The 12,335-nt window shown below is 45.4% G+C and carries 17 protein-coding genes; 12 read left to right on the forward strand and 5 right to left on the reverse strand.

All coding sequences use genetic code 11. The features are described 5' to 3' along the window. Window positions 1-10: 10 nt before the first annotated feature. Genes Q4592_RS13530 through Q4592_RS13550 form a run of 5 tightly spaced genes read right to left on the reverse strand, consistent with a single transcriptional unit; the run spans window position 11 to window position 2,985 of the window. Window positions 11-289 carry a lipid asymmetry maintenance protein MlaB gene (locus tag Q4592_RS13530; RefSeq protein WP_303513931.1) on the reverse strand — a complete coding sequence of 93 codons (279 nt, stop codon included), beginning with the start codon at window positions 287-289 and terminating at the stop codon, window positions 11-13. Beyond that, window positions 289-927 (reverse strand): phospholipid-binding protein MlaC, encoded by a 639-nt coding sequence (locus Q4592_RS13535; protein ID WP_303513933.1) that lies wholly within the window; start codon window positions 925-927, stop codon window positions 289-291. The genes Q4592_RS13530 and Q4592_RS13535 overlap by 1 nt, the downstream gene beginning before the upstream one ends. 2 nt (window positions 928-929) lie before the next feature. Next, complete coding sequence (gene mlaD, locus Q4592_RS13540; RefSeq protein WP_303513935.1) at window positions 930-1,397, reverse strand: outer membrane lipid asymmetry maintenance protein MlaD; 468 nt, start codon at window positions 1,395-1,397, stop codon at window positions 930-932. Between the two features lie 14 nt (window positions 1,398-1,411). Next, on the reverse strand, window positions 1,412-2,188 hold the full coding sequence (gene mlaE / locus Q4592_RS13545; RefSeq protein WP_303513937.1) for a lipid asymmetry maintenance ABC transporter permease subunit MlaE: 777 nt from the start codon (window positions 2,186-2,188) through the stop codon (window positions 1,412-1,414). Continuing rightward, on the reverse strand, window positions 2,185-2,985 hold the full coding sequence (locus tag Q4592_RS13550; protein ID WP_303513939.1) for an ATP-binding cassette domain-containing protein: 801 nt from the start codon (window positions 2,983-2,985) through the stop codon (window positions 2,185-2,187). The genes mlaE and Q4592_RS13550 overlap by 4 nt, the downstream gene beginning before the upstream one ends. A gap of 147 nt (window positions 2,986-3,132) precedes the next feature. Here Q4592_RS13550 and Q4592_RS13555 point away from each other — a divergent pair, with 147 nt between their 5' ends. From Q4592_RS13555 to mgtE, 12 genes are all read left to right on the forward strand, one after another. Continuing rightward, window positions 3,133-4,101 carry a calcium/sodium antiporter gene (locus tag Q4592_RS13555; RefSeq protein ID WP_303513942.1) on the forward strand — a complete coding sequence of 323 codons (969 nt, stop codon included), beginning with the start codon at window positions 3,133-3,135 and terminating at the stop codon, window positions 4,099-4,101. Between the two features lie 40 nt (window positions 4,102-4,141). Beyond that, complete coding sequence (locus Q4592_RS13560) at window positions 4,142-5,107, forward strand: KpsF/GutQ family sugar-phosphate isomerase (RefSeq protein WP_303513945.1); 966 nt, start codon at window positions 4,142-4,144, stop codon at window positions 5,105-5,107. Continuing rightward, window positions 5,107-5,658, forward strand: a complete 552-nt coding sequence (kdsC, locus tag Q4592_RS13565; RefSeq protein ID WP_303513947.1) for a 3-deoxy-manno-octulosonate-8-phosphatase KdsC — start codon at window positions 5,107-5,109, stop codon at window positions 5,656-5,658. Before Q4592_RS13560 ends, kdsC begins: the two co-directional genes overlap by 1 nt. Continuing rightward, window positions 5,655-6,212, forward strand: a complete 558-nt coding sequence (lptC, locus tag Q4592_RS13570; RefSeq protein WP_137673648.1) for an LPS export ABC transporter periplasmic protein LptC — start codon at window positions 5,655-5,657, stop codon at window positions 6,210-6,212. Before kdsC ends, lptC begins: the two co-directional genes overlap by 4 nt. Before the next feature lie 25 nt (window positions 6,213-6,237). Further along, window positions 6,238-6,714 (forward strand): lipopolysaccharide transport periplasmic protein LptA, encoded by a 477-nt coding sequence (lptA, locus tag Q4592_RS13575; RefSeq protein WP_137673752.1) that lies wholly within the window; start codon window positions 6,238-6,240, stop codon window positions 6,712-6,714. A 2-nt stretch (window positions 6,715-6,716) separates the two neighbouring features. Beyond that, window positions 6,717-7,442 (forward strand): LPS export ABC transporter ATP-binding protein, encoded by a 726-nt coding sequence (gene lptB / locus Q4592_RS13580; protein ID WP_303513952.1) that lies wholly within the window; start codon window positions 6,717-6,719, stop codon window positions 7,440-7,442. Window positions 7,443-7,492: 50 nt separating this feature from the next. After that, on the forward strand, window positions 7,493-8,995 hold the full coding sequence (locus tag Q4592_RS13585) for an RNA polymerase factor sigma-54 (RefSeq protein ID WP_303513955.1): 1,503 nt from the start codon (window positions 7,493-7,495) through the stop codon (window positions 8,993-8,995). Between the two features lie 23 nt (window positions 8,996-9,018). Beyond that, complete coding sequence (gene hpf / locus Q4592_RS13590) at window positions 9,019-9,306, forward strand: ribosome hibernation promoting factor (RefSeq protein ID WP_137673645.1); 288 nt, start codon at window positions 9,019-9,021, stop codon at window positions 9,304-9,306. Between the two features lie 8 nt (window positions 9,307-9,314). After that, on the forward strand, window positions 9,315-9,758 hold the full coding sequence (gene ptsN, locus Q4592_RS13595; protein ID WP_137673644.1) for a PTS IIA-like nitrogen regulatory protein PtsN: 444 nt from the start codon (window positions 9,315-9,317) through the stop codon (window positions 9,756-9,758). Window positions 9,759-9,784: 26 nt separating this feature from the next. After that, complete coding sequence (rapZ, locus tag Q4592_RS13600; protein ID WP_303513958.1) at window positions 9,785-10,642, forward strand: RNase adapter RapZ; 858 nt, start codon at window positions 9,785-9,787, stop codon at window positions 10,640-10,642. Then, a complete protein-coding gene (locus Q4592_RS13605) occupies window positions 10,608-10,898 on the forward strand; it encodes an HPr family phosphocarrier protein (RefSeq protein WP_174235950.1) in 291 nt (96 codons plus the stop codon). Before rapZ ends, Q4592_RS13605 begins: the two co-directional genes overlap by 35 nt. A gap of 69 nt (window positions 10,899-10,967) precedes the next feature. Beyond that, window positions 10,968-12,329 carry a magnesium transporter gene (gene mgtE, locus Q4592_RS13610; protein WP_303513962.1) on the forward strand — a complete coding sequence of 454 codons (1,362 nt, stop codon included), beginning with the start codon at window positions 10,968-10,970 and terminating at the stop codon, window positions 12,327-12,329. Window positions 12,330-12,335: the final 6 nt, after the last annotated feature.

Below are 12,335 nucleotides of genomic sequence, written 5' to 3' on the forward strand. Positions count from 1 at the left end.
CTAATGTGCTTTAGTTTTCAAATTGCAGCAAGGCGTCTAACTCATAGAGAGTCAACAGCTGCTTGGCTTGATCAGGGCAATGCTTAACAATTAAGCGATTGCTAGGTTCAGGTTTTAAGGCGGTGATGATAGCGGCTATTCCTGCAGAGTCAATCCGCTTAAGTTTGGCTAAGTCGAGTTCTGTGGCTTGGCACTTTGCTAACTGAGGCCACTGGGCAGCAACATCATCTGCGTTCCACTCACCAATTAAACGAAGCGTTTGCTGCTCAAGCTTAAGCTCAGCGCTCATTACTTGGCCTCATTTGCGGCAAAGTTTTTGTCTTGCAGCAACTTAATGACACCGTCTATACCGTTACTACGAATCAAGCTGTCCATTTCTGATTGCTTCGTTGACAGCAAACTAACACCTTCAGCGATCAAGTCGTAGGCCAACCAGCGGTCGCTGCTATCTTCAGTTTTTTTCTTGAGTTTACGAAACTTAAACTCGAGTTTAATCGGCGGGCGTTCTCCATCAATAAACTGGGCTTTTACGCCAACTTTCTTTTTCCCTTCTACTGACTTCTCAGGTTCAATCGACACTTGCTGCTGTTTGTATTGCCCTAAAGCCTGCTTGTAAGTACTCACTAAATATTCTTTGAACGCAGCGGTAAACTCACTTCTTTGTTCTTTTGTGGTTTTTTTAATTTGTTTTCCCAAGACCACAAACGACGCATAGCGATAATCAATATGCGGCATCAGCTGCTCGCGCACAATGTCTTCAATTTGTTGGTCAGCATCAGCGGCTTCACGGTCTACTTCAGCCAAGCGGCTAAAAGTTTGTTCTGCTACATAAGCCATTAAGCGATAAGGGTTGTCGTCTACTTCATCGGCCCAAGTACTGGCACTAAGCAATAGCGACACTACCAACATCAAGCTGCGTATAAACATGCTTACTCCTCCGATACCGAAAATAGAAACTGACCAATCAGTTCTTCTAATACTATGGCCGATTTGGTGTCTTCAATCACGTCACCGTCATTCAAGTTCTCTATGTCTTCTAATACAAAACCAGGAGTTAGGCCAATGTACTGCTCACCTAACAAACCAGCAGTAAGAATTGATAAGGAACTGGTTTCTGGATAATAACCGTATTGGCGATACATGCTTAACGTTACCTTTGGCATGTAATCTTCTATATCTAGGTTAATCTGTTCTACACGACCGACGACAACCCCCCCTACTTTCACTGGTGAACGTGCTTTTAAACCCCCAATATTGTCGAACTTGGCATACAGGGTATACGTATCAGTATTGTTCCCAAATTGGCTATCCGCGATTTTTAAGGCCAATACCAATAAGGCAGCAATGCCTAACAAAACAAATGCGCCTACCGACAACTCTACTTTATTTACTTTCATGTTATTCCCTAAACCTAGCTGCCAAACATTAATGCGGTTAATACAAAATCTAAAGCTAATACCAACAACGACGCGTGAACCACGCTGCGAGTTGTAGCTTGGCTAATCCCTTGAGCACTGGGTAAAGCGTCGTAACCATTAAATAACGCTACCCACACAACGGTGATGGCAAACACCGCACTTTTTATCATGCCATTGCCAATGTCTTGGCCAAATTCAATAGAGGCTGCGGTAATCGACCAAAAGCTACCGTTATCGACACCTAACCACTCTACGCCAACCAAAAAACCGCCCCATATTCCCACCAGGTTAAACATTAAGGTCAGTAGTGGCATAGCAATAAAGCCAGCCCATAATCTTGGAGCAACCACTCGTTTAAGTGGATCTACCGCCATCATCTCCATACTAGATAGCTGCTCGGTTGTTTTCATCAAACCAATTTCAGCGGTTAAGGCGGAACCTGCCCGCCCTGCGAACAACAACGCGGTAACCACAGGACCTAACTCACGCAATAAAGACAAAGCAACCATAGGACCTAGGCTAGTCTCAGCGCCAAAGTCGACTAAAATATGATAGCCCTGCAGTGCCAACACCATGCCAATAAATAAGCCAGAAACCAGAATAATTGGCAGAGATTGCACCCCCACCACATAAACTTGTTTAACCGTATCTTTTACAAGCTGAGCACTCGGCCAAGTCGCCAATGCATGCCAAAGCATCAAGCTCGCTCGGCCAATGGCGCTAACTCGAGCTAAAGCGTTACGCCCTAACCTTGCAATAAATTCAATCATAAGCTTGCCTTCAGTGCGCTAGCGTAATCGTCTGCAGGATAATGAAAAGCAGCGGGGCCATCGGCTTGGCCTTTTAGAAATTGCGCTAAACGCGGGTTTGGATTCGCCGCGATGTCGGCAACACTGCCTTGGGCTAGTACGCTGTGGCCGTCTATCACAAAAACGTAGTCAGCAATGCTAAGTACTTCGTTTACATCATGAGAAACAATCACTGAGGTAAGCTGCAAGCTTTGATTAAGCCCTTGAATTAACTTAATCAATACCCCCATTGAAATAGGGTCTTGACCCACGAACGGTTCATCATAAAGGATTATTTCGGGTTCTAGCGCTATCGCTCTGGCCAGCGCCACTCGACGAGCCATTCCGCCAGATAGATCGCTCGGCATCAACTTAGCTGTACCGCGCAAGCCCACTGTTTGCAGTTTCATTAATACCAGGTTGCGTAATACAGCTTCCGGCAACTGAGTATGCTCACGCAGCGGGAATGCAACGTTCTCAAACACATTTAAATCACTAAACAAAGCACCACTTTGAAACAACATACCAATGCGTTTACGCAGTTTAAATAATTCATTCCGTTTGAGCTGATGCACATTCTGTCCATCAATCAATACCTCACCCGCGGTGGGTTGTAACTGCCCACCAATAAGTTTGAGCAAGGTAGTTTTGCCAATGCCGCTGGGGCCCATAATGGCTGTGATTTTACCGCGTTGGATACGTAAATCTAAGCCATCAAAAATGACTTTATTAGCGCGCTGAAACGCCAGTTGTTTTACTTCAATCAAACTATCCGCCACTCCGTGAGCAATCTTGATTGGCCAAGGCAGACATATTATTGAGATAATTGATGACACTCAAGGCTAAACTCTTCCCTTTTGCAGGGAAAATGCCGACAATGCTCCGATTTTTTTGCATCGTTGATGTTTTATAACTGAAGGATTCACATGTTAGTTGAATGTTTATTATTGGTATTGGGCCTCGCACTGTTGGTGTGGAGTGCCGACCGCTTTGTTTATGGTGCAGCCGCCATTGCTAATAATTTTGGTTTACCACCAATGATCATCGGCTTAACTATTGTGGCTTTAGGTTCTTCTGCACCAGAGGTTATGGTGTCAGCCACTGCCGCCCTAGAAGGCAAAATGAATACCGCCGTGGGCAACGTAATTGGCTCTAATATTACCAACATTACTCTGGTACTAGGCATCACCGCCTTGCTTAAGCCGCTAATAGTATCCTCCTCTACCCTGTTTAGAGAGCTACCTATGGTATTAGTAGCCACCGCAGTTGCCGGCTGGGTGCTTCATGATAAACACCTAGGTTACCAAGAAGGGTTTGTGTTACTCACTCTGTTTGTAGCGTTAATGGCCTACTTAATTATCAACTCATTGCGCCAGCGCAAAGGCGCCAACGTTGACCCAATGATCGAGGAAGCTGAATCAGAAGTACCTAACGATGTACCAACTAGCAAAGCATTGCTTTGGCTAGCGGTGGGTATGGTTGTGCTTCCACTCAGTGCTGATTTATTAGTGGGTTCTGCCTCGGAGATTGCTCGTTACTTTGGTATGAGCGACTTGGTGATTGGCCTCACCATTATTGCCATTGGCACCAGCTTGCCAGAGCTAGCAGCCTGTGTAGCCGGTGTCATCAAGAAAGAGGATGACCTAGTTCTGGGCAATATTATCGGCTCTAATCTGTTTAACATTCTAGCAGTACTGGCTGTCCCGGCGTTCATAGCGCCAGGGGCAATTGACGCCAACGCTGCTGGCCGCGATTTTTATGTGATGATGGGTGTTACTGTACTGTTGTTCATCATGGCGATGGGCTTTGGTAAAAGCCGCAAAATCACTCGTTGGGAAGGCGGCTTATTGTTAAGCGGCTTCATAGGCTATCAACTGCTATTATTTCTAGCCTAAGCAGCTGTTATTACTGATTTAAGAAACTAAGGGGAAATGAGTGTCGTTTGATTACATTGCTTCAGCCAAGCAAGTCCTTGAGATTGAAAGCTTAGCTATTGAAAATCTCCATCAATATATTGATCAAGAATTTGCCGCCGCCTGCGAAATGCTTTTAGCTTGTAAAGGTAAGGTGATTCTTACTGGTATGGGTAAATCAGGCCACATTGCCAATAAAATCGCCGCTACTTTAGCCTCTACCGGCACCGCCGCATTTTTTGTTCACCCTGGCGAAGCCTGCCACGGTGATTTAGGCATGATTGCTGCCGAAGACATTGTATTAGCCTTGTCTAATTCCGGCGAATCAGAAGAGATACTCTCGCTCTACCCTGTATTTAACCGAATTGGTGTTCGTTCTATTGCGATGACCAGCAACCCCAACTCGTCTATGGCCAAGCTTGCCAACTACCATTTATGTATCTCAGTACCTCGTGAAGCCTGCCCATTAGGGTTAGCGCCTACCGCAAGCTCTACAGCAACCTTGGTAATGGGCGACGCGTTGGCGGTAGCACTATTAGAAGCCCGTGGGTTTACTGCCGATGATTTTGCGCTATCTCATCCTGGCGGCACTTTAGGTAAAAAATTATTGTTAAGTGTGAGTGACTTAATGCTAAGCGGGGAACAAATCCCTCTAGTAACAGTCGAACAAACTATTCGTGAAGCATTGTTCGAAATTACTGCCAAAGGTTTAGGTATGGTGGGAATTGTTGATGCTAAGCAGCAATTGGTGGGTATTTTTACCGACGGCGACTTACGTCGAATACTTGATCAACGCATCGATATACATGACACACCAATTGGCCAAGTAATGACTAAAAACCCCAAAGTCATTGAAGACTCTTGGTTAGCCTTTGACGCCTTAAAGCTGATGAAAGCCAAATCAATTAACGGCTTGTTTGTATTAAACCAACAGACCGTAGTGGGGGCCTTTAACATGCATACCCTGCTGCAGGCTGGAGTATATTAATGACGATTAACACGCCTTATGGCTCGGTAAGCTCGCAAAACTTTACCCGTGCTAAAAACATCAAATTGCTTATTTGCGATGTTGATGGAGTGTTTTCCGATGGCCGGATTTACCTTGGCAACGATGGTGAAGAGCTAAAAGCCTTTCATACTCACGATGGCTTTGGCATTAAAGCCTTGTTAAACATTGGTGTAGAAGTGGCCATTATTACCGGCCGCCAATCTACTATCGTAGAAAAACGCATGCAGGCTTTAGGTGTAAGCCGCATTTACCAAGGCCAACAAAACAAGATGGTGGCCTACCAACAAATGCTCGAACAACTCAACCTGTCAGCTGACAAAGTGGCATACATTGGCGACGATGTGGTTGATACACCGGTAATGCGCGCGTGTGGCTTAGGTGTTGCAGTACATGACGCCCACCCGCTGTGTAAACAAGATGCTAACTTAGTTACCATTACCCCAGGTGGTTTTGGCGCAGTACGCGAGCTTTGTGATCTGATACTGCAAGCCAAAGATCAGCTAGAATATGCTCAAGGTATGAGTGTATGAATCGCGTTACGCTGTTTTTTGCGAGCCTGTTCGTTCTCGCCTTGGTGTTGTGGCAATTAAGCCCCTCAGATCCTAAACAACAAAGCGCTCAACGCGAAGCCAGCAAGCCCAACTTTGTTGCAGAGAAACTCTATAGCGTCAGCTTTGGCGAAAACGGCAGCCCACGTTACCGTATCTACGCCGAACAAATGGAGTTTTTTGAACAACTTAAGCACACAGAATTTACTCAACCAAAGATTTTGGTTTACCCAGATCCTCGTCAACCTGTATGGCAAATTGTGGCTGATCACGCTACAGTACAGCAGCAACAAACTGTCACCTTAAATGACAATGTAGTGATTAAAAACTTAAGTCGTGGCGAGTATGTTCGCGACATAATTACCGAAAGTTTGGAAATCGATCTGCAAAGCGAAACCATGAGCAGCGATCAACCTGTTACCGTGTATGGCCCATCGTACGAACTGTATGGTGTTGGCATGGACGGTGATCTAGCTAACGAAATAGTGACTTTATTAGATGATATCGAAGCGGTTTACCACAACCCACAAGAGTAAGTTAGCGCTAGCGGCTAGCTTGTTTATGCTTTCTTGGGGTTCTCAAGCACTTGAAGACGACTTCAACAAACAAATTATTGTTGATGCCGACCGCCAGCAGGTCAACATCAAAGAAAACCGCGTCACTTTCTACAATAATGTAGTGGTGACTCAAGGTTCAATAAAAATGCACGCCGAAGAACTCAGCGTAATAGGTAGTGAAGAAAAAGGCAGCGAGGTGATGATCGCCAAAGGCGAACCGGCAACTTTTTACCAACTACTAGACAGCGGCAAGCCGATTGAAGCAGAGGCCAACGAGGTGCGTTACGATTTAAAAACGCAGACCCTCACCTTAACCAACAATGCTCAGCTCAAGCAAGAAGAGAGCTTAGTAAAAGGCCAAATGATTAAATACAGCATTAATAAACAAGAGATGGTTGCTCAAGGCGATGAAAATAATCGCGTAACCACTATCTTCCTGCCTCAGCAATTAGAAGAACTCTCCCCCGAGGACAATGAGTAATCATGAGTACCTTAATCGCTGAGAACCTTGCCAAAAGCTACAAAGGTCGCAAGGTAGTAAAGAACGTCAGTTTAAATGTAGAAACCGGGAAAATTGTTGGTTTACTAGGGCCAAACGGCGCCGGTAAAACCACTACCTTCTACATGGTGGTTGGTCTAGTGCCGCGAGACCAAGGCCGAATACTTATCGATGACGATGATCTGTCTAGCACCGCTATGCATACTCGTGCACGAAAAGGCATTGGTTATCTCCCGCAAGAGGCCTCTATCTTTCGCCGTTTATCGGTAGAAAAAAATATTCTGGCGGTATTAGAAACCCGTAAGGATTTGGACAAAGAGCAGCAGATTGGCGCATTGGACGATTTGCTAGAAGAGTTTCACATTGGCCATATTCGCAAAAATCTTGGTATGAGCCTGTCAGGCGGAGAGCGTCGCCGGGTAGAAATTGCCCGCGCCTTAGCCGCAGCCCCTAAGTTTATTTTGCTTGACGAACCCTTCGCTGGGGTAGATCCTATTTCCGTTATTGATATTAAAAAAATCATTGAACACCTGCGTGATCGCGGTCTAGGTGTATTAATTACCGACCACAATGTAAGGGAAACTCTCGATGTTTGTGAGCATGCCTATATCGTTAGTCAGGGTGAATTGATAGCCTCAGGTAAGCCACAAGAAATACTTGAAAACGAGCACGTGAAACGAGTTTATCTCGGTGAACAATTCAAGCTATAGTTAAAGTGCAGCTTAGAAAATAATATAAAAAGAAGGGATAGCGGTAGTTAATGAAAGCATCTTTGCAGTTGCGTCTTGGTCAGCAGTTAACCATGACCCCCCAGTTACAACAGGCCATACGCTTACTCCAGCTTTCAACCCTGGATTTACAGCAAGAAATTCAAGAGGCTCTGGAAAGTAACCCTCTGCTTGAGGCGGATGAGTCACATTCGAATGATAGTGACGCAACAGACGCTAAGTCAGCCAATGAAAAATCTACAGAAGCCGAATCTAGCGCCGACGTAGACAGCAGCCAAATGGAAGCTGGCGATGCCATTAACCAAGAAACTGTTTCTGATGACCTGCCCGTAGACTCCACTTGGGACGATATTTATAGCGCCAGTTCCGCGCCAGCTAGCTCATCGAGCGGCAGTAGCGGTGGTGACGACAATGATATGTTATTCCAAGGCGAAACCGTTGATTCCTTACAAGATCACATGCTGTGGCAAATGCGCCTTACTCCTTTCAGCGAAGTAGACCAAGCCATTGCTTTAGCCATTATTGATGCAGTAGATGAATCAGGTTACCTCACACAAGATTGTGAACAGTTATTAGATGGCCTCAATTCTAGTGACAATAACGACTTAGATGTAGAGCTTGACGAAATTGAAGCAGTACTAAAACGGATTCAGCATTTCGACCCCGTAGGCATTGCCGCGCGCTCGCTACAAGAATGCTTGTTAATTCAATTAAGTCGTTTTTCCCCAGAAACACCATGGCTAAATGAAGCCAAAGATGTGGTGTCTAACCATATCGATGTATTAGCCAATCGAGATTTTCGCTTATTGGCTCGAAAGACCAAATTAAAAGAAGACCAGCTGCGCGAAGTGATGCGTTTGATTCACACCTTAGAGCCACGCCCGGGTAACGCTGTTGAGCCAAACCAAGCCCAATACGTTATTCCCGATGTTTCCGTAGTGAAGCGTCAAGGTCGCTGGGTGGTAGAGCTAAACCCCGATGCGATGCCGAAGCTAAGAGTAAACTCTCACTATGCATCCTTAAGTAAAACGTCTAATGCCACCGATACTCAGTTTATCCGTAGCCACTTACAAGAAGCCAAGTGGTTTATTAAGAGTATTGAAAGCCGCAACGAAACCTTACTCAAAGTCTCTAACTGTATCGTTCACCACCAACAAGCCTTCTTCGAATACGGTGAAGAAGCAATGAAGCCAATGGTGCTGAACGATGTAGCCGAAGCAGTAGAAATGCACGAATCAACAATTTCGCGAGTGACAACTCAAAAATTCATGCATACACCTCGCGGCATTTTCGAACTTAAATATTTCTTCTCTAGCCATGTGGCTACCGATGGCGGCGGTGAATGTTCATCTACCGCTATTCGTGCATTAATTAAGAAACTGGTTGCTGCCGAAAATACCAGTAAACCTCTCAGCGATAGTAAGATTGCTGATATTTTGGCAGATCAGGGGATCAAGGTGGCAAGGCGTACGATTGCAAAATATCGTGAGTCTTTAGCGATACCACCTTCTAACCAACGTAAGAGCCTACTTTAAGGCCAATCAAGGGGACTATATTTATGCAAATTAATCTTACCGGACACCACGTTGATATTACTGAGTCTTTAAAAGAATATGTCCATAACAAGTTTGCCAAGCTCACTCGACGATTTGACCAGATAAACAATGTTCATGTCATCCTCAACGTCGAGAAGCTCAATCAAATCGCAGAAGCCACCTTACATTTAAATGGCGGTGAATTATTCGCTACCGCTGAACATTCAGATATGTATGCCGCCATTGATGGCCTCATCGACAAACTTGACCGCCAAGTTATCAAACATAAAGAAAAACTTAACAAACATTAGTCACCTCCATGCAAATAGATAAAGTACTAAGCTTGGATTGCACTCAAAGTGCAGTCCAATGCTCTTCAAAAAAACGCGCCTTAGAAATCATTAGTGAACTAGCCGCTGGTCAACTGGATACGACAGCTCAATGTATATTTGAGAGTTTGTTGAATAGAGAAAAAATGGGCAGCACCGGTATCGGGCAAGGCGTGGCAATACCTCATGGCCGCATTGATAAACAGCATCAAACAACCGCTGTTTTTTTACGTTGTGATCCTCCAATTGCTTTTGACGCCATTGACAATAAACCTGTTGATTTGGTTTTTGCCTTACTGGTACCAGAAGATCAGTGTAAACAACACCTCAACACCTTATCTCAAGTAGCTGAAAAACTTAACGATAAGCAAGTATGCAAACAACTTCGTTGTGCACAAAGTGATGACGAATTATACGACATCATGGTAGCCTAATACTCTAATCACCGTTAGGGATAGTCATGGAACTCATTATCGTGAGTGGGCGTTCTGGTTCAGGAAAAACCGTCGCCTTGAGAGTACTAGAAGATCTGGGCTACTATTGTGTAGACAACCTCCCGGTTGTGTTATGGCAATCTCTTATCGATAACTTAAAAAATACTTACTCTAAAGTAGCAATAAGTATCGATATTCGAAACCTTCCAGACGAACCTTCGCCGATAGGCCAAATTATTCGCAACGCCGGCCCTGATGTGAATCTGTTAAGCATTTTTTTAGATGCTAAAGACGAGGCGCTGATCCGCCGTTACAGCGAAACTCGGCGAGTTCACCCGCTGAGTCAAACCAATTTGTCTCTGGCTGAAGCGATTGAATCGGAAACCGAGCTGCTGGCACCGTTATCTCGAAATGCTGATTTACGCATCGATACTTCACGCTTATCAGTGCATGAGCTAAGTGGCTTAATTCGCTCTAGAGTAACTGGCGATCAGCAACAACAGTTAATTTTAGTGTTTGAATCATTTGGCTTTAAAAACGGCGTGCCTAATGATGCTGACTATATGTTTGATGCTAGATTTCTGCCTAACCCTCATTGGCAAGAAGAGTTGCGGCCACTGACAGGCTTAGATAAACCTGTTCAAGAGTATTTATCTGCACAAGCTTTGGTCAATCAATACATTGAGCAAATTCGTGATTTACTACAATCTTGGTTACCGCATTTGGAAGCCAATAACCGCGCTTACCTAACCATTGCCATTGGTTGCACTGGTGGCCAACACCGCAGTGTTTACGTAGCAGAAAAATTAGCTGAACACTTTAGTGCCCAGCGTAAAGTACAACGTCGCCATCGCACTTTGGAACACCGTCTTGAAGCTCACTAGGCAAGTTATCGTTAAAAACAAGCTGGGGTTGCATGCTCGCCCAGCGACAAAACTGGTAGAGCTGGCCCAGAAATTTGATGCTGAACTAACCATTATCGATGGCGAGAAAACCGCCTCTGCCGCCAGTGTAATGGGCTTGTTGGTGTTAGCCAGCGCTCAAGGAAATACCTTAACCATTATTTCCGAAGGGGACGATGCCACTGCCGCTTTAGATGCCGTTCAAGCGTTAATAGAAGCGAATTTCGACGAAGAATAAACCAAAGCGCAATAAACACACGCTACACTTAGCAAGCGCCGCTTAAACAAACAATAATAGGGAATGCTTATGCCGGAAGAGATGGAGTTAAACCCTAATCAGCACAAACGCTTACAGGAGCTTAACCAAGCTCTAGACAGCGGTATGTTTGTGCATGTTAGGCGCATGCTTCATCAAATGCCGGCCTGTGACGTAGCCTTACTGCTAGAATCTAGCCCCCCAGCAGGGCGGAAAGTGTTATGGCAACTCACCGATCCTGAACAACACGGCGAAATTCTCGAAGAACTTAACGAAGACGTAATGGAAGGCGTGCTGCAATTAATGGCGCCAGAGACGCTTGCCGCAGCCACCGAAGGCATGGACACCGATGACATCGCTTACGTGCTGCGTAGCCTGCCTGATAGTGTTTATCAAGAAGTATTAGAACAGATGGACGGGCAAGATCGCCATCGTGTAGAAGCCGCCTTAGCCTACCCTGAAGATACTGCCGGCAGTATCATGAACACTGATACCATCACCATTCGTGCCGACGTCACCATTGATGTGGTATTACGCTACTTACGGGTGCGCGGTGAATTACCCGAAGCCACTGACGCCCTGTATGTGGTGGACGAGGATGATTCACTACTCGGCGATATCCCCTTATCGACCCTGCTTACCGTTAACCCAAATGTTAACGTTCGCGACGTGATGGACAGTAAGGCAGAGACTATTCCGGTAGCGATGGATGAAGACGATGTAGCGGCATTATTTGAACGCCACGACTGGATATCTGCTCCTGTCGTCGATGAACAAGGCCACTTATTGGGCCGAGTAACCATTGATGATGTGGTTGATATTATTCGAGAAAATGCCGAGCACAGCATGATGGGCATGGCCGGCATGGATGATGACGAAGATACCTTTGCGCCAGTAATAAAAAGTACTCAACGTAGAACCTTTTGGCTGGCAATAAACTTATGCGCAGCGTTAATCGCAGCCTCTATCAGTAACATGTTTGAGTCTACCTTGGAACAATTAGCCACCTTGGCAATTTTAATGACGATTGTCCCTAGTATGGGAGGCATTGCCGGTAATCAAACACTTGCCTTGGTAATCCGTGGCTTAGCTGTGGGGCATATTGGGGAAGGTAACTCACGCTGGCTCATCGGCAAAGAAGCAGCTATTGGCATGCTCAATGGTATGATTTGGGCCACGGTGATTGCGCTAGTGGTAACCTTTTGGAAAGGGGATTGGACACTGGGAGTGATCATTGCAGGCGCGATGTTTGTAAATATGTCATTAGCCGGGCTTGCTGGCGTCACTATTCCTCTGCTAATGAAGAAATTTAACATCGACCCAGCATTAGCTGGCGGTATGGCTTTAACCACCATTACAGATGTAATGGGCTTATTCTCTTTCTTAGGAATGGCCACCTTAATACTGGCTTAAACACAG

The organism is Agarivorans sp. 1_MG-2023 (assembly GCF_030548385.1).
Taxonomy (GTDB): domain Bacteria; phylum Pseudomonadota; class Gammaproteobacteria; order Enterobacterales; family Celerinatantimonadaceae; genus Agarivorans.

Bases quoted from the DNA above. Each gene is read 5' to 3' on its own strand.
- mlaD (WP_303513935.1), bottom strand. From the start codon at position 1,397: ATGAAAGTAAATAAAGTAGAGTTGTCGGTAGGCGCATTTGTTTTGTTA.
- mlaE (WP_303513937.1), bottom strand. From the start codon at position 2,188: ATGATTGAATTTATTGCAAGGTTAGGGCGTAACGCTTTAGCTCGAGTT.
- Q4592_RS13535 (WP_303513933.1), bottom strand. From the start codon at position 927: ATGTTTATACGCAGCTTGATGTTGGTAGTGTCGCTATTGCTTAGTGCC.
- lptA (WP_137673752.1), top strand. From the start codon at position 6,238: ATGCTTTCTTGGGGTTCTCAAGCACTTGAAGACGACTTCAACAAACAA.
- rapZ (WP_303513958.1), top strand. From the start codon at position 9,785: ATGGAACTCATTATCGTGAGTGGGCGTTCTGGTTCAGGAAAAACCGTC.
- hpf (WP_137673645.1), top strand. From the start codon at position 9,019: ATGCAAATTAATCTTACCGGACACCACGTTGATATTACTGAGTCTTTA.
- kdsC (WP_303513947.1), top strand. From the start codon at position 5,107: ATGACGATTAACACGCCTTATGGCTCGGTAAGCTCGCAAAACTTTACC.
- lptC (WP_137673648.1), top strand. From the start codon at position 5,655: ATGAATCGCGTTACGCTGTTTTTTGCGAGCCTGTTCGTTCTCGCCTTG.
- Q4592_RS13555 (WP_303513942.1), top strand. From the start codon at position 3,133: ATGTTAGTTGAATGTTTATTATTGGTATTGGGCCTCGCACTGTTGGTG.
- Q4592_RS13530 (WP_303513931.1), bottom strand. From the start codon at position 289: ATGAGCGCTGAGCTTAAGCTTGAGCAGCAAACGCTTCGTTTAATTGGT.
- Q4592_RS13585 (WP_303513955.1), top strand. From the start codon at position 7,493: ATGAAAGCATCTTTGCAGTTGCGTCTTGGTCAGCAGTTAACCATGACC.
- ptsN (WP_137673644.1), top strand. From the start codon at position 9,315: ATGCAAATAGATAAAGTACTAAGCTTGGATTGCACTCAAAGTGCAGTC.
- mgtE (WP_303513962.1), top strand. From the start codon at position 10,968: ATGCCGGAAGAGATGGAGTTAAACCCTAATCAGCACAAACGCTTACAG.
- lptB (WP_303513952.1), top strand. From the start codon at position 6,717: ATGAGTACCTTAATCGCTGAGAACCTTGCCAAAAGCTACAAAGGTCGC.